The following is a 14008-nucleotide window of genomic DNA, read 5'->3' as shown; positions in this document are numbered from 1 at the left end:
AAAGGGTGATCAGGAGTGGTATTCAAGCGCCGAGACCGACGCTCGCCCGTCCAGATCGCGTCTGAATTCGTCTATCCCAAAGGGGGATGGACGCGGGCCTTTCACTACGTGAAGCACCGTGTTCGCAGGTTGCCGGATTCGCCCGAGCGTATCGCGCGGGGCGTGGGTGCAGGCGTATTCACCGCATTTACTCCGTTCTATGGTCTGCACTTTGTTGTGGCAGCCCTGATCGGCCGATTGATCAACGGGAATATCCTGGCCTCTCTCAGCGGTACGTTCTTTGGGAACCCGCTGACATATGTCCCCATCGGGGTGATCTGCCTGCAGACCGGGCATTTCATTCTGGGCGGTAATTTCGAGAAAGAAGAAACCAAAGGGTTGATGAAGAATTTCGTCGACGCCCTTGGGGATCTCAAGAACAACTTTCTGGCGTTGTTTACCGACCGGGTCGCTGATTGGCGCGGCCTTGCCGTTTTCTATGATGAGGTGTTTTTCCCTTACCTCGTCGGTGGCATCCTGCCGGGCCTGCTGGCGGGCGCGATCTGCTATTATCTCAGCTTGCCGCTGATCCGAACCTATCAGCAGCGCCGCCGCGATAAGATCAAGGCAAAGTTTGACGAAATCAAACGCTTGGCAGAAACAAAGCCTGCCGTTCCCCAGCCGAATGCCCTAGGTTCGGACCTAGGGTTCAAGAAGGATTCGAGCGATGTCTGACAACCACCTGCGTCTTGGCGTAAATATCGACCACGTAGCCACTGTGCGCAACGCCCGCGGCGGGGCCTATCCCGACCCGTTGCGCGCCGCAAAACTGGCCGAAGAGGCCGGAGCCGATGGCATCACCGCACACCTGCGTGAGGATCGTCGCCATATCTCGGACGCCGATATCGACGGTTTGATGGAGGTTCTGTCCGTTCCGTTGAACTTTGAAATGGCGGCGACCGAAGAGATGCAGAAAATCGCCCTGCGCCACAAGCCGCATGCAGTCTGTATCGTTCCCGAAAAGCGCGAGGAACGAACGACCGAAGGCGGGCTGGAAGTCGCACGCGAAGAAAACAAGCTGGCCCATTTCATCGCGCCACTGCGCGACGTGGGGTGCCGGGTGTCGATCTTCATCGCCGCTGACCAGCGCCAGATCGAAGCTGCCCACCGCATCGGTGCCGAGGTGATCGAGCTGCACACCGGTGCCTATTGCGATGCAATGGCCGAAGGACACACCGAGGTTGCCGAGCGTGAGCTGGACGCCCTCCGCCAGATGTCCAGCTTCGCCCATTCGCTGGGTCTTGAGGTCCACGCGGGCCACGGCCTGACATATGATACTGTTCAACCCATCGCCGCGTTCCCCGAAGTACGTGAGCTGAACATCGGCCACTTCCTGATCGGTGAGGCCATCTTCCGCGGTCTTACCCCAGCCATTGCCGAGATGCGTCGCCTGATGGACGAGGCGCGGGGATGATAACTCCGGGGTTTATTGCGATCTGGTTTGCTTGGCTGATGGCAGGGGGTTCTCCCGGGCCTGCGACAATGGGGATTGCCGGCACCGCAATGAACGAAGGCCGTCGGGCCGGCTTGGTGTTTGCCTTGGGCATTTGCGCAGGTTCAGCCGCTTGGGGTATCGCCGCCGCATTAGGCCTGTCGGCGATAATGCTGGCCAATGTCTGGGTGTTCGAGTTGATCCGTTACGTAGGGGTGGCCTATTTAAGTTGGCTTGCGCTCAAGGCGCTGCGCCGGGCATTGACATTGGATGAGGTGGCTTTGGGTAAACCGGTTACAGGTTCGCTGCGCGCGATTTTTGCCAAAGGCGCGGCCATTCACCTGACCAACCCCAAGGCGATTCTGAGTTGGGGCTCGATCTATGCCATCGTCGCGCCGAGTAACGCCAGTCTGGCGATGCTGCTGGGCTATTTCGCGATGCTGTACGCGGGATCGTTGCTGATCTTCATCGGGTATGCCTTCCTCTTTTCCTCAGACCGAATGGTCAACGTTTATCGCCGCGCACGCCGATGGTTTGACTTTGCCTTTGCCGGTTTCTTCGGAGTGGCAAGCTACAAAATACTGACGGTTCGGTTGCAATGATCCTCGGCATCGGCACAGACCTCGCGAATATCGAACGTATTCAGGGCACACTCGACCGGTTTGGCGACCGGTTTCGCAACCGCGTTTTCACAGAGACCGAGCAGCTCAAAGCCGAGCGCCGTCATGATGTCGCCGGAACCTATGCCAAGCGCTGGGCCGCGAAAGAGGCCTGTTCCAAAGCTTTGGGCACCGGATTGCGGATGGGGATCGCCTGGAAGGATATGTCGGTGACCAATCTGCGCACCGGTCAGCCCGTGATGCATGTCACCGGATGGGCCGCGGAGCGTCTGCGCGAGATGACGCCCGAAGGGCACGAGGCGATTATCCACGTCACCCTGACCGATGATCACCCCTGGGCGCAGGCATTCGTGGTGATCGAGGCGCGCCCGCTTCACGAAGCGCCCGCTCAGCCTTGACTTGCCCTGAACCGACCCGCATGTAGCACCCCAACAACCTAACGACCGGAGAGCAGCATGGCCGAGGAAGCCAAAACAGGTAACGCCGTTTGGGAGACGATCAAAACCGTCGTCTATGCTCTGCTGATCGCGGGCGTTTTCCGCACCATCCTGTTTCAACCGTTCTGGATTCCGTCAGGGTCGATGAAGCCGACCTTGCTGATCGGGGACTTCCTGTTCGTGAACAAGATGTCTTACGGCTATTCCTATGCCTCCTGTCCCAGTCTGATCATTCCCAGCGTCGGGCTGAACGTGGATGCGCAAGATATCTGCGGTTGGATGCAAAGCGGCGAAAACACGCGTATCTGGGGCGGTGAGCCTGAGCGCGGCGATGTCATCGTATTCCGCCACCCTGTCACCGGGCGCGACTATATCAAGCGCCTGATCGGCCTGCCCGGCGACCGCATTCAGGTACGCGACGGGCAGATCATTTTGAACGGCACCCCTGTGCCGCAACAACCCGATGGGGTGTTTACAGAGGTTGCCGAGCCGCAGGGCTCGCAAGGTTTGCGTCCGCGCTGTGAAAACGGACCTGTTGGTTTTGGCGGCGTCTGTAAAAAATCCCGGATGATTGAAACCCTGCCGAACGGAGTGTCCTACGAAGTACTCAACATCGGTAATCAGGGCGCCGATAACACGGGCATCTATACGGTTCCCGAGGGGCACTATTTCTTCATGGGTGACAACCGCGACAACTCCAGTGACAGCCGCCTTCCGCAATCTGCGGGCGGGGTTGGCTATGTGCCATACGAAGACCTGATCGGACGGGCGGATCGCATCCTGTTTTCATCCGCTGGCCGCTCGATGCTGTTCTTCTGGACATGGCGTGGTGACCGTTTCTTCAAGGCGGTCAATTGAAGCTCTCGGCTGAAATAAAGGCGTTCCAGCAGCGGCTTGGCTATGAATTCAAAACGCCCGAACTGCTGGTGCGTGCGCTGACCCACGGGTCGGTATCCTCGGCAACACGTCCCGACAACCAGCGGCTCGAGTTTCTGGGCGACCGCGTTCTGGGGTTGGTTATGGCGACAGCGCTTTTGGAGGCCGACAAGAAGGCCTCGGAAGGGCAATTGGCTCCACGTTTCAACGCTCTGGTGCGAAAAGAGGCCTGCGCCGACGTCGCGCGGCAGATTGATCTGGGCGCCGTCCTGAAACTGGGCCGGTCTGAGATGCTGTCGGGCGGCCGCCGCAAAGAGGCCTTGCTTGGGGACGCGATGGAAGCTGTGATCGCAGCGATTTACCGCGACGCCGGTTTCGAGGACGCGCGCGACGTGATCCTGCGCCTGTGGGGAGATCGTATCCACAACGTCGAAGCGGACGCGCGTGACGCCAAAACTTCGCTTCAGGAATGGGCGCAGGCGCGGGGGCAAAAGCCGCCCTCGTACATAGAGGTGAAACGCAGTGGCCCAGACCACGCGCCTGTCTTCACCATTGCCGCCCGGTTGCAAGACGGGACTGAAGCTCAGGCGACCGCGGGCTCCAAACGACAGGCCGAACAGGCCGCCGCCAAGGCCCTCTTGGACTCTCTGCCAAAATAGCGATCTTCGTGGTCTGGGCACCGGGTCCGCTTTTCATCTGGCCAAAAATACCTCGGGGGTGAGGGGGCTGGCCCCCTCTTGGTCGGATTGGCGCAGCCAATTCGATCTTTAAACGACGCGAATAAATCCAGTCAGCCCGGTTTTCTGGTGTTCAATCACATGGCAGTGGAAGGCCCAATCGCCCGGGTTGTCGGCGACCAGCGCGATCTCGACCACCTCGTCTTTTAACAACAGCATTGTGTCGGTCATCAACGAAGGCAGCTTTCGCAAGTTCGACCGCAGCGGCACAAATGCGAGCCCGTGCAGATGGATCGGGTGCAGGTTTGGCGACTCATTGCGCAGTCGCAGTACATAGCTTTTCCCCAGCTCTAGCGTTGCCAAGGGACCAACCCCTTCTGCCGCGTCGCCGGGCCAGGGGGTTCGATTGATCGACCAAAAGTTATAGCCCAGCGAGCCACAGAACCCGTTGTTTGGCTCACCGCCTTCTGGGGTCCAGCCAAAGACGAACTCGTGCAACTCGGCATTGTCGAGATCGGGTCTTGCCACCGGATTCAAGGGGAGCGGGCGTAAGTCTTGCAGGTCGCGTCTTGCCGATGACCCGATCGCGCGCAGGCTCGCCATGGCTTTTAGGGGTTGGCCGGGTAGCTTTGCCATCAGGGCGACGCTTCGCCCTTCACTGCCCGGCATGACGACCGCAATATCTACCCGTTGGCCGGGGCCGACCAAAAGCGGCTCATCCGCGCTGGGCATTGGGATGTCGATCTCAACCGGGTGGCCATCCCACGCAATGATCCGCGCGGCACCGCCGTCCAGATGCAGTTTGTAGATCCGCGTCGTGTCCGTGTTCACCACACGCAGCCGAACCAGACTACCGGCCGCGTGGTCATAGACCGGGCCCTGCTTCCAGTTGGCCGTCTGAACGTTGCCAAAGGTACCAGCCCGCGCCGCACCACGTTGGGTGTAAGCGGGCAAGAAGGCTCCGTCCTCGTCCAGCCGGAAATCACGCAAGTTGACGACCTGTTCGCTGTCGAATCCAATATCTTCAGGTTCGGTGATCACCATGACGCCGGTCAGACCATGAGCCATCTGTTCCATCGTCATGCAATGCGGGTGGTACCAGTAGGTGCCTGCATCCGGCGGAGTGAATTCATAGGTGAACAACTCGCCTTGGCCCATAGGCATCTGGGTCAGGTAAGGCACACCATCCATTTTGTTGGCGATCCGCATCCCGTGCCAGTGCATCGCGGTATAGTCGGGCAAGGTATTGCGGACCGGCAACCGCATCACCTCTCCCTGTTTGCCATACAAAACCGGCGGCGGCGCGTCCGGCGACAGGCTGACCATCCCGGTCGTTACCTGATCGCGCAGGGCGAAGCTTGCCGGTTGGATCGTCAATTCCTGCGCACCCTGCGCAAATCCAAATCCTCCCAGACCCAACGCACCGGCTGCGGCCCCGCTGGTCAAAAGAAACTCGCGACGTTTCATCTTCTGCCTCGTATTCCGAAAGGGTGCCTGGCTGGGTTTGGCGTGGCTATGGCAGGGGTGCCACCGTTTTTGCATGGCTGCAATGCGACAAATCCCTCTGGCCCGCGGGGGCTTTCTGCTATAGGGGTGCGCACTTGCAAACAGGATCGCCAGAGACATGACCACACGCGCCGGATTTATCGCCCTGATCGGAGAGCCCAACGCGGGCAAATCCACCCTGCTGAACCGCATGGTGGGGGCCAAGGTTTCGATCGTGACGCACAAGGTGCAGACCACCCGTGCGCGTATTCGCGGTGTAGCGATGGAAGGTGATGCGCAACTGGTGTTTGTCGATACCCCCGGCCTGTTCAAACCACGCCGCCGTCTGGACCGTGCCATGGTCGCGGCTGCATGGGGCGGTGCTGCGGATGCGGATGTGGTCGTACTGATGGTCGAAGCGCACCGTGGCATCACCGAAGGCGTCGAGCGCATTCTGGAAGGTCTGGAAGAGATCGGTCAGGGCCGCACCATCGCGCTGGCGATCAACAAGATCGACAAGGTGCCGTCTGAGAAGCTGCTGGCTCTGACCAGCGACCTGAACGCGCGCTATCCTTTTGCCGAGACCTTCATGATCTCGGCCGAGAAAGGCCACGGCGTTGACGATCTGCGCAAATGGCTGGCCTCGGAACTGTCCGAAGGCCCCTGGCTATACCCCGAGGATCAGATCGCCGATCTGCCCTTGCGCATGATCGCCGCTGAGATGACGCGCGAAAAACTGACCCTGCGTCTGCATCAGGAACTGCCCTATCAGCTAACCGTTGAGACGGAAAACTGGGAAGAACGCAAGGACGGGTCGGCCAAGATTGATCAGGTCATCTATGTTATGCGCGACGGCCACAAGGGCATCGTTTTGGGCAAGCGTGGCGAGACGATCAAAGCAGTCAGCCAGGCCGCGCGGGCGGAATTGGAAGAATTCCTCGACCGCAAAATTCACCTGTTCCTGCAGGTCAAAGTCCGACCGAACTGGTTGGAGGAATCAGAGCGGTACTCGGAAATGGGGCTGGATTTCAAAGACGGCAACGCATGACGCGTCTGACCGCCGAATTCTGGGTTCACGCCTATCTGGCGCGGTTGCGGTTTCAGGAAATCCCCGCATTTGTCGTGGCCCATGGTGACGACACGGCAGGTGCGGTTCTGGTCAAGCTCAACACTTTGGATGGTCAAGCCGTTGCGTTTCAGCGCAGTTTTGACCTGATGAGCGGTGAGCGTAAGTGGATTGAACTCTCATCCGGCACCGAGGGTGACGTGGATGAGGCAATCACCCGTCAACGCGGGTTTGATCCTGACCTTTGGGTGATCGAGGTCGAAGACCGGCAAGGTCGGCATCTTCTGGGCGAAGACGGGTTGGAGTAATCGTGTAACTTTGAACGGACCAATCGGGCAGACCAAATTTGTTCACCCTGTCAGTTCAACGCCGTTTTTTCGAAGAACCTCGGCCAGTTTTGCACCGTCCTGAACCGGTCCGGGCACCTCATGATCCAGTGCGGTAAACATCTCAACCGCTTGCGAACCGCGGCCGCTGATTTCAAGCAGATGCGCTCCGCCGGGGCCGAATTTGAAACTGTGCACCGTGCCGGCCGGAAAATGGACCAAGGTGCCTTCGGTCGCGATCCGCTGCTCTCCGTCCATAACGAAATCGACCTCGCCTTTGACGACAAAGAAAGTCTCGTCCCAAGGGTGCGAATGGGGTGGCGGACCGTTGCCTTCGTGGCCGTAGTTGAGCGTGACGGCATAGTCGCCGATCTGCTCAAGCCGCGCCAGAACGGTGATCCGGTCGCCCAGGACATTCAAAGGCTCAGGATAGTTGGAGGGAGAGGTGAAAAAGGACTTCTTCATGCGAAACTCCAAATGGTGCAGGGCGCTCGCCAAGCAGTTTAGCACACTGCGGGGAGGGCTCCGGTTTCGGCTTGGCTGACACATATCGAAATTCAATTTCTTACCCACGTTTGATCGCATCAGGCGGCATGCTATCTCAGAAGGTGAGCGTCCCCTATCGAGTTGAAAACCATGAAAAGCTTTGCATCTGCGTGTAGTTTGGCGGCCCTTGTTCTGAGCCTGAGTGCTGTGCCCTCAGTCGCGCAAGAGCGGTCGGGTTGGGTCTATCAGATCGATGGGCTGGCGGCTTATCAGGGAAACACGGACCTGAGCGACGGCGGAGAATTCTCGGCCAATCGTGCGTTTCTGCGCGCGACAGCGCTAAACAATTTGGGTGGCGGAACCTCAGTCGGGTTGTCCGCCAGCGTCGGCAGGTTCGACTATGATTTCAGTCAGGCGGATAACCAGCCGTGGCGTGATATTCGCGATATTCGCGTTTCGGTGCCTGTGCGGTTTCGCGTGGGCAACACGGCCAGTGTGTTCGTGTCGCCTCAGGTCAGGTGGGATTATCAAAGCGGTGCCAAAGCGTCAGATGGCAGAACCTACGGCGTGTTTGCGGGCATCGCATGGCAGGTCAGCGAGAGCCTGACCATCGGCCCGGCCTTTGGCGCGTTCTCGCAACTTGAAGACGACAGCACTGATTTCTTCCCGGCGCTGCTGGTCGATTGGGATATCAATGATCGGTGGAACCTGAACACAGGCTCGGGAGTAGGGGCCACGCAGGGGCCGGGGCTGACGCTGAGCTATGCGCTGAGCGAAACCATGACACTTGGCCTGTCGGCCCGGTCTGAACGCATTCGGTTCCGGCTGGATGGCGACGGGCTGGCCCCCAACGGCGTGGGTGAGGACAAGAGCGTCCCTGTAGTTCTGTCCTTCGGGTATAATCCCAACCCCGGTGTTTCGCTGAACGTGTTTGCAGGGGCCGAGTTCGACGGTCGCCTGACGCTGGATGATGCGAACGGGGCTGAACTGAGCCGTCAGAGCTATGAAACTGCGCCTCTTATCGGTGTGGCGTTCCGGGCCCGGTTCTAGGTCATCACACCACTTGCGGATATGGTCGCCTTACGGTCTGTTACGGGCACGTAGCGGCCCGCAGAGTTAAAGGAGCCTGATTTGGACTGGCGCGATCACGGCATCCTTCTGACCACCCGACGACATGGTGAAACTGCAGCGATCATCGAAGTGTTCACCGAAGAACATGGACGACATGCTGGTGTCGTGCGCGGTGGCACCAGTCGCAAGATTGCGCCAATCCTGCAACCCGGCGCGCAGTTGGACGTTCTGTGGCGCGCGCGTCTTGAGGAACATCTGGGCACGTTTCAGGTCGAGCCTTTGCGTTCGCGCGCAGCGGCGGCCTTTTCGGGACGGCTGGCTTTGGCAGGGCTGAACGCGACGGTGGCCCTGTTGTCCTTTTGCCTGCCCGAGCGAGAGCCGCATCCGGCGATTTACCGGCAAACTGAACAGTTGATGGATTTGTTGGGGCAAGACGAGATCTGGCCGTTGGCCTATCTGCGATGGGAGCTCGCGCTGCTGGAAGAGTTGGGGTTTGGTCTGGACCTGTCGGCCTGCGCAGTGACCGGGGCGACCGAAGGGTTGGTTTATGTCTCGCCCAAAACCGGCCGCGCCGTCAGCGCTGAAGGGGCCGGAGAATGGGCGGACAAGCTGCTGCCGCTGCCACTTTGCCTGCGCGGCGAAGGGACTGCACCGGATGCCGAAATCGCCGCCGGACTTAAAACCACCGGATACTTTCTGGAACACCACCTCGCGCCGTCTTTGGGGCACAACCCCGTGCCCGAGGCGCGGGCGCGGTTCGTGGATCAGTTTACTCGGCGGCTTTGAACACCATCTCGTGGCCGTCATCATTGCGCAGGACCAGCACGTCGCCCGAGACTTCGGACTGCGTCATTGCGATCAGGGCCGCGAAGAAAAAACCCTCGTCTTCAAGCCCTGCGCACGCCGCCCGTGTGGCGGTCAGGTCCATGACCTCGAACCACGGGTAAGGCGCGTTCAATGTGCCGCTGTAGCTGTTGCAGGGGGCGTTGCCTGCAATCTTGCCCTCTTCCGGGAAGCGTAGCGTCGCGCTGGCCTCGAACGGCTGGCCGTCAACCTCCTGCAGTTCCCAGGTTCGATCTCCTGCCCCGTATGCGGCAACGGTCTCGTCCTTGTCGCATTGAAACAAAGTCATCAGAGGCAGGGCGAGGATCAGGCGCATCATGGGGTGTCACCTTTCTAGGTCAAAAGGGGTTTTCGCCGCTCATAAGTTCGGCGCGGACGTCTAGTCGAGGCCGCCAGTTGTACCTGGTGTCTTCGCGGACTGGCGCCCAAAACAACGCCCCGCTATTGCGCCACGGATCCAGGATGATGCCATCGTACATGGAATCTCCCTTTGCGCTGATCAGGGCCGAATGATGGATGATCCGAAACGCGGTCGGGGGCGAGGTGGCCCAGTGCAGGTCCAGCGTGCGGAAGTTTTCCTGCTGCAGGCGCTGGGTCATGGCCTGCGCCCAGTCGTTGCACAGGCCTTTCTCGCGAAAACCGTTGATGACCTTGGCGTTGTGGATGATGGCCGGGTCCGTGACGTTCCAGTCCTGTTTCAGCTGCTTGGAATACGCATAGGCGATAGAGGCGGCCCTTTGCGCCTCGGCAGGGTCGACCTGTGGTCCAAGATCGCTGATCGCCTCGGCCAGCGCGTCAACTTCGGTTTTCCCAACGAAGGGTTGAGAGGGCGCGCAACCGCCAAGGATAAGAGCCGCAAGTGTGGCCCAAAGCGCAAAAACCAGTCGGGTCATTCTGTGCAGCGTCCCTTGTACCTCGTTCGTCTAGCAACCTGCCCTAAAAGGGTTCGGACTTAAAGCAAAGGGGAAGTTCTTTTGTGTGCGGATCATTGGAGGAATGTCGCCGCAAAAAGAAAAAGACCCGACGCGAAGGCCGGGTCTAGTTGGGGAAACGGGATGCCTAGTTCTGGTTAGCCTAGCAAACGCCGTGCAATAACCTGTGCCTGAATTTCGGCAGCCCCCTCAAAAATGTTTAGAATGCGCGCGTCACACAGAACGCGGCTGATCTTGTATTCCAGTGCAAAGCCGTTGCCGCCGTGGATCTGCAGACCGTTATCTGCCGCGGCCCAGGCAACCCGGGCACCTAGTAGTTTAGCCATGCCGGCCTCAAGGTCGCAGCGCTGGCCGTGGTCCTTTTCCCAGGCTGAGAAATAGGTCAGCTGACGCGCGATCATGATTTCGACAGCCATCATCGCCAGTTTGCCGGACACACGAGGGAAGTTGATCAGAGATTTGCCGAATTGCTTGCGGTCCTGCGCGTATTGCATCGCGATATCCAGCGCGCTTTGTGCCACGCCGATGGCGCGTGCTGCGGTCTGGATGCGGGCGGACTCAAAGGTTTCCATCAGCTGCTTGAAGCCTTTGCCTTCTTCGCCGCCCAGCAGGTTATCACCTTTGACTTTGAAGCCGTCAAATCCCAGCTCGTACTCTTTCATGCCGCGATAGCCCAGAACCTCGATCTCGCCGCCGGTCATGCCGGGGGTGGGGAAGGGGGTCTCGTCCGTGCCGGGCGTTTTCTCGGCCAGGAACATGGACAGGCCACGGTGGTCTGTGGTGTCCGGGTTGGTGCGGGCCAGCAGGGTCATAACGTGGGTCCGCGCAGCGTGGGTGATCCAGGTCTTGTTGCCGGTGATCTCATAGTCGCCGTCTGCATTCTTGACCGCGCGTGTGCGCAGGCTGCCAAGGTCCGATCCGGTATTTGGCTCGGTGAAGACAGCGGTTGGCAGAATTTCGGCGCTGGCCAGTTTCGGCAGCCAGTTGGCTTTTTGTTCGTCGGTGCCGCCCGCGATGATCAGCTCGGCCGCGATCTCGGACCGGGTGCCCAGCGAACCAACGCCGATATAACCGCGCGAGAGTTCCTCGGAGACGACGCACATCGAAGCTTTGGACAGGCCGAAACCGCCGAATTCTTCGGGGATGGTCAGTCCAAAGACGCCCATCTCGGCCAGTTCCTCGATGACTTCCATCGGGATCAGTTCATCCTTGAGGTGCCATTCATGTGCAAAAGGCTCGACCTTCTCGACCGCATAACGGCGGAACTGGTCGCGGATCATCTCAAGCTCTTCATCCAGACCCGACGCGCCGAACATGGTGGCGCCAGCCTGATCTTCCATTAGCGCGACCAGACGGCTGCGCGCGGCTTGCGAATTGGCCTGGGCCATCAGCGTCTGCACTTCAGAAGCTTGGAAGCCAGACAGGGCGTCCCAACCCAAACCCATATCCTGAAGGCGCACGACTTCGCCTTGGTTCATCGGGATACCACCTGCAACCTGGTGCAGATACTCGCCAAAGGCGATCTGGTGCAGCAACTGTTCGATTTCGCCGAAGTTACCGTCTGCATCGAGGGCTTCGGCCCAGCGCTGCATCTGTTGCAGAGACTGCGCATAGGTCGCCAGCCATGCCAGACCATGGGCAGCGGTTTGATTGGCTTCGATCAATGCGCCCGAGACGCGGCCATCTGCGGTGACCATACCGCGAACCGACCCACGCGCGCGCTCGAACACTTCGGTGACGGCGGGAACTGCCACGCGTGTCAGTGTCAGAAGATCGGGCAAAATCGCGGGTGTCGTCATCTGGGTCATATCCTGTCCGTCATGAGCCATGAATCGTGTCCTTTTCTGGTATCGTCTGGTCATATCATGCTGCACGTGCAGCGCAACAAAAATACGTATTACGTTACGAAAAAGTTCAATTATTTCTTGAACGTTTTTGCGGTGCAGCGCGCGTCAGGAATGCTATCAGGGTTGCATGACATTGTTTTCCTTACTGACTCCGCAGGACCTGCTGCTGGCTTTAGGTGTGGCGTTTCTGGCCGGTTGCATCAAAGGCATGGTCGGGTTTGCCATGCCCATGGTGTTGGTTTCGGGATTAAGTGTCTTTTTGCCGCCCGAACTCGCCATCGCAGGCCTTATCCTTCCGACACTGGTAACTAATGTTCTCCAGGCGTTTGGACAGGGCGTGCAGGCGGCCGTGTCGTCGATGCGGCAATTCCGCGTGTTTCTGATCGTCGGGCTGGTGTTTCTGCTGGCAGGGGCCCAGCTTGTCACTTTGGTGCCGCCATCGACATTTTTGCTGATGATCGGTGCACCAGTCACGTTCTTTGCCTTGATCCAAGTGCTGGGTGTGAAGCTTGTTCTTTCAAAACCGTCGGTGCGGATCGAAGCACTGATCGGCTCAGTCGCAGGCTTTATCGGTGGGATGTCCGGGATATGGGGGCCGCCGACTGTCGCGTACCTGACGGCTTTGAATACGCCCAAGGCTGTGCAGATGCGGGTTCAGGGTGTCATCTACGGGCTGGGTGCAGTTGCCCTGACGCTGGCGCATCTCGGCTCGGGTATCCTGCGGGCAGAGACTGCTCCGTTTTCGGCGATTCTGGTCGTTCCCGCAGTGGTTGGAATGTGGCTTGGGCTGCAATTGCAGACACGGATCGATCAGGCGTTGTTTCGTAAGGTGACGTTGGTTGTTCTGTTGGTGGCCGGTTTGAACCTGCTGCGTCGAGGGTTGGTGGGTTAAGCCCTGCGGTCCATAAAGCGAAACGCGAAGTATAAACCCAACATCAGGAAGAACAGCCCCGAGATGTCGCCGATCAAAAAGGCAATATACTCGACCCTGGCGCTGCCAAACGCCCAGTTTGTCAGGGCGGACACCAGGAAAGAGGTGATGACGCCGACGCCCATGACGCATAGCCAGCAGGGTTTGCGATCCGGGCTAGGGAACAGATCCCACCCAATCCACTTGAGGATGTAGAACACGGCCGGAACGGTGGTGACTGCGATGGCCATTGCCCAAAGGCGGTTTGGCAGAAAAACGTCCGCCCCGCCAAGAGCGGCGAACACCACAAAGACGCCCGGCAGCAGCGCGAATATCGCGCGCCAACCCAAAAGCCACGCGGCAAGTACACGCACGCCATGCGGCAAAAACAGCAGGCTGGCCCGGCTTGGGTATTCCGGAAAAAACATGTTTTGCAGCGGCATCAGCACCTCAAACGTGAGGTACGACGCAACTACATAAGCCAGCGAGGCAAAGAATGTGTCAGAAGCCCATCTGCGCACGGTGTTCAGCCATCGACGCGCAGGTTGGAGACATCATCTGGGTGCATGTACGATATACCGCCCCCGGTTGGAACTGCCGCTCTGGGACAGATAGCCTTTTTGCACCAGCGATTTCAGCGCGCGGAAAAAGGTCGGACGCGAAACGCTTTTGACCAGAGTGTGTTCGATCAGACCAAAAGTCCGCACTTCCTGATCCTGTTTGGAAAGTTCTTCGGCGGCGTAATAAATGTCACGCTCAACCGGAGAGAGTTGCTCGAGCCCAAGGGTCTGTTCCATACTTTGCATCAATTTGCGAAGTTCGGTCAGTTTCGAGATTTCTGTCATTTCTTTACCTGTAGTTTTCCGTGCCATCCTTCACTCAATGCAAAGGTGAGATCTGCATTCGTTTTCAGTGGTGATTTGCAAGTCTCATATTGACACCCATCCCCGATGGATTACAC

The 14008-nt window shown here is 59.0% G+C and carries 18 protein-coding genes; 11 read left to right on the top strand and 7 right to left on the bottom strand.

Translation table 11 applies throughout. The features are described from left to right. Positions 1 to 15: 15 nt before the first annotated feature. From GOV53_RS18950 to rnc, 6 genes are read left to right on the top strand one after another with little or no spacing between them, the layout of a single operon-like run. Positions 16 to 714, top strand: a complete 699-nt coding sequence (locus tag GOV53_RS18950) for a DUF2062 domain-containing protein (RefSeq protein ID WP_170428800.1) — start codon at positions 16 to 18, stop codon at positions 712 to 714. Beyond that, on the top strand, positions 707 to 1453 hold the full coding sequence (locus tag GOV53_RS18945) for a pyridoxine 5'-phosphate synthase (RefSeq protein ID WP_170469415.1): 747 nt from the start codon (positions 707 to 709) through the stop codon (positions 1451 to 1453). The genes GOV53_RS18950 and GOV53_RS18945 overlap by 8 nt, the downstream gene beginning before the upstream one ends. Next, on the top strand, positions 1450 to 2073 hold the full coding sequence (locus tag GOV53_RS18940; RefSeq protein ID WP_170469413.1) for a LysE family translocator: 624 nt from the start codon (positions 1450 to 1452) through the stop codon (positions 2071 to 2073). Before GOV53_RS18945 ends, GOV53_RS18940 begins: the two co-directional genes overlap by 4 nt. After that, the gene (gene acpS, locus GOV53_RS18935; RefSeq protein WP_170469410.1) at positions 2070 to 2489 is read left to right on the top strand and encodes a holo-ACP synthase; all 420 of its coding nucleotides are present in this window, start codon (positions 2070 to 2072) and stop codon (positions 2487 to 2489) included. The genes GOV53_RS18940 and acpS overlap by 4 nt, the downstream gene beginning before the upstream one ends. A gap of 57 nt (positions 2490 to 2546) precedes the next feature. Then, positions 2547 to 3386: a signal peptidase I gene (gene lepB, locus GOV53_RS18930; protein WP_170469407.1), complete on the top strand. Its 840-nt coding sequence runs from the start codon at positions 2547 to 2549 to the stop codon at positions 3384 to 3386. After that, positions 3383 to 4063, top strand: a complete 681-nt coding sequence (gene rnc / locus GOV53_RS18925) for a ribonuclease III (protein ID WP_170469404.1) — start codon at positions 3383 to 3385, stop codon at positions 4061 to 4063. Before lepB ends, rnc begins: the two co-directional genes overlap by 4 nt. 108 nt (positions 4064 to 4171) lie before the next feature. Here rnc and GOV53_RS18920 read toward each other — a convergent pair whose 3' ends face one another. Then, positions 4172 to 5548 carry a multicopper oxidase family protein gene (locus tag GOV53_RS18920; protein WP_170469401.1) on the bottom strand — a complete coding sequence of 459 codons (1377 nt, stop codon included), beginning with the start codon at positions 5546 to 5548 and terminating at the stop codon, positions 4172 to 4174. A 157-nt stretch (positions 5549 to 5705) separates the two neighbouring features. Between GOV53_RS18920 and era the strand changes: the two genes are divergently transcribed. Continuing rightward, positions 5706 to 6614 (top strand): GTPase Era, encoded by a 909-nt coding sequence (era, locus tag GOV53_RS18915; protein ID WP_170469398.1) that lies wholly within the window; start codon positions 5706 to 5708, stop codon positions 6612 to 6614. Beyond that, the gene (locus GOV53_RS18910) at positions 6611 to 6940 is read left to right on the top strand and encodes a DUF1491 family protein (protein WP_170428775.1); all 330 of its coding nucleotides are present in this window, start codon (positions 6611 to 6613) and stop codon (positions 6938 to 6940) included. The genes era and GOV53_RS18910 overlap by 4 nt, the downstream gene beginning before the upstream one ends. Before the next feature lie 42 nt (positions 6941 to 6982). Here the strand turns inward: GOV53_RS18910 and GOV53_RS18905 are convergent, their stop codons facing one another. Further along, positions 6983 to 7423 (bottom strand): cupin domain-containing protein, encoded by a 441-nt coding sequence (locus GOV53_RS18905; RefSeq protein ID WP_170428773.1) that lies wholly within the window; start codon positions 7421 to 7423, stop codon positions 6983 to 6985. Between the two features lie 171 nt (positions 7424 to 7594). Here GOV53_RS18905 and GOV53_RS18900 point away from each other — a divergent pair, with 171 nt between their 5' ends. Both GOV53_RS18900 and recO read left to right on the top strand, forming a co-directional pair. Next, complete coding sequence (locus tag GOV53_RS18900; protein ID WP_170469394.1) at positions 7595 to 8494, top strand: hypothetical protein; 900 nt, start codon at positions 7595 to 7597, stop codon at positions 8492 to 8494. An 81-nt stretch (positions 8495 to 8575) separates the two neighbouring features. Next, entirely contained in the window at positions 8576 to 9301 is a 726-nt protein-coding gene (gene recO, locus GOV53_RS18895; RefSeq protein WP_170469392.1) for a DNA repair protein RecO, read from the top strand. On the opposite strand, the gene GOV53_RS18890 is transcribed toward recO, so the two are convergent. The 3 genes from GOV53_RS18890 to GOV53_RS18880 form a co-directional block, all read right to left on the bottom strand. Beyond that, positions 9285 to 9677, bottom strand: a complete 393-nt coding sequence (locus GOV53_RS18890; RefSeq protein ID WP_170469387.1) for an META domain-containing protein — start codon at positions 9675 to 9677, stop codon at positions 9285 to 9287. The genes recO and GOV53_RS18890 overlap by 17 nt on opposite strands. Positions 9678 to 9696: 19 nt before the next feature. Then, on the bottom strand, positions 9697 to 10251 hold the full coding sequence (locus tag GOV53_RS18885) for a hypothetical protein (RefSeq protein ID WP_170469385.1): 555 nt from the start codon (positions 10249 to 10251) through the stop codon (positions 9697 to 9699). A 176-nt stretch (positions 10252 to 10427) separates the two neighbouring features. Then, complete coding sequence (locus GOV53_RS18880) at positions 10428 to 12119, bottom strand: acyl-CoA dehydrogenase family protein (protein WP_170469382.1); 1692 nt, start codon at positions 12117 to 12119, stop codon at positions 10428 to 10430. Positions 12120 to 12264: 145 nt separating this feature from the next. On the opposite strand from GOV53_RS18880, the gene GOV53_RS18875 reads away from it, so the two are divergent. Next, complete coding sequence (locus GOV53_RS18875; protein ID WP_170469380.1) at positions 12265 to 13029, top strand: sulfite exporter TauE/SafE family protein; 765 nt, start codon at positions 12265 to 12267, stop codon at positions 13027 to 13029. Here GOV53_RS18875 and GOV53_RS18870 read toward each other — a convergent pair. Together GOV53_RS18870 and GOV53_RS18865 are read right to left on the bottom strand one after the other, a co-directional pair. Beyond that, positions 13026 to 13568: a hypothetical protein gene (locus tag GOV53_RS18870; RefSeq protein WP_367648807.1), complete on the bottom strand. Its 543-nt coding sequence runs from the start codon at positions 13566 to 13568 to the stop codon at positions 13026 to 13028. The genes GOV53_RS18875 and GOV53_RS18870 overlap by 4 nt on opposite strands. 33 nt (positions 13569 to 13601) lie before the next feature. Then, complete coding sequence (locus GOV53_RS18865) at positions 13602 to 13892, bottom strand: hypothetical protein (protein ID WP_170428756.1); 291 nt, start codon at positions 13890 to 13892, stop codon at positions 13602 to 13604. Positions 13893 to 14008 lie beyond the last annotated feature (116 nt).

This window comes from Ruegeria arenilitoris (assembly GCF_013035315.1).
GTDB lineage: Bacteria > Pseudomonadota > Alphaproteobacteria > Rhodobacterales > Rhodobacteraceae > Ruegeria > Ruegeria arenilitoris_D.
This window is presented reverse-complemented; position numbering and strand designations above follow the sequence as displayed.

Excerpts from the sequence above, each read along its gene's own strand:
- GOV53_RS18945 (WP_170469415.1), top strand. The coding sequence starts at position 707 with ATGTCTGACAACCACCTGCGTCTTGGCGTAAATATCGACCACGTAGCC.
- GOV53_RS18940 (WP_170469413.1), top strand. The coding sequence starts at position 1,450 with ATGATAACTCCGGGGTTTATTGCGATCTGGTTTGCTTGGCTGATGGCA.
- acpS (WP_170469410.1), top strand. The coding sequence starts at position 2,070 with ATGATCCTCGGCATCGGCACAGACCTCGCGAATATCGAACGTATTCAG.
- lepB (WP_170469407.1), top strand. The coding sequence starts at position 2,547 with ATGGCCGAGGAAGCCAAAACAGGTAACGCCGTTTGGGAGACGATCAAA.
- GOV53_RS18920 (WP_170469401.1), bottom strand. The coding sequence starts at position 5,548 with ATGAAACGTCGCGAGTTTCTTTTGACCAGCGGGGCCGCAGCCGGTGCG.
- era (WP_170469398.1), top strand. The coding sequence starts at position 5,706 with ATGACCACACGCGCCGGATTTATCGCCCTGATCGGAGAGCCCAACGCG.
- GOV53_RS18910 (WP_170428775.1), top strand. The coding sequence starts at position 6,611 with ATGACGCGTCTGACCGCCGAATTCTGGGTTCACGCCTATCTGGCGCGG.
- GOV53_RS18905 (WP_170428773.1), bottom strand. The coding sequence starts at position 7,423 with ATGAAGAAGTCCTTTTTCACCTCTCCCTCCAACTATCCTGAGCCTTTG.
- GOV53_RS18900 (WP_170469394.1), top strand. The coding sequence starts at position 7,595 with ATGAAAAGCTTTGCATCTGCGTGTAGTTTGGCGGCCCTTGTTCTGAGC.
- GOV53_RS18890 (WP_170469387.1), bottom strand. The coding sequence starts at position 9,677 with ATGATGCGCCTGATCCTCGCCCTGCCTCTGATGACTTTGTTTCAATGC.
- GOV53_RS18885 (WP_170469385.1), bottom strand. The coding sequence starts at position 10,251 with ATGACCCGACTGGTTTTTGCGCTTTGGGCCACACTTGCGGCTCTTATC.
- GOV53_RS18880 (WP_170469382.1), bottom strand. The coding sequence starts at position 12,119 with ATGGCTCATGACGGACAGGATATGACCCAGATGACGACACCCGCGATT.
- GOV53_RS18875 (WP_170469380.1), top strand. The coding sequence starts at position 12,265 with ATGACATTGTTTTCCTTACTGACTCCGCAGGACCTGCTGCTGGCTTTA.
- GOV53_RS18865 (WP_170428756.1), bottom strand. The coding sequence starts at position 13,892 with ATGACAGAAATCTCGAAACTGACCGAACTTCGCAAATTGATGCAAAGT.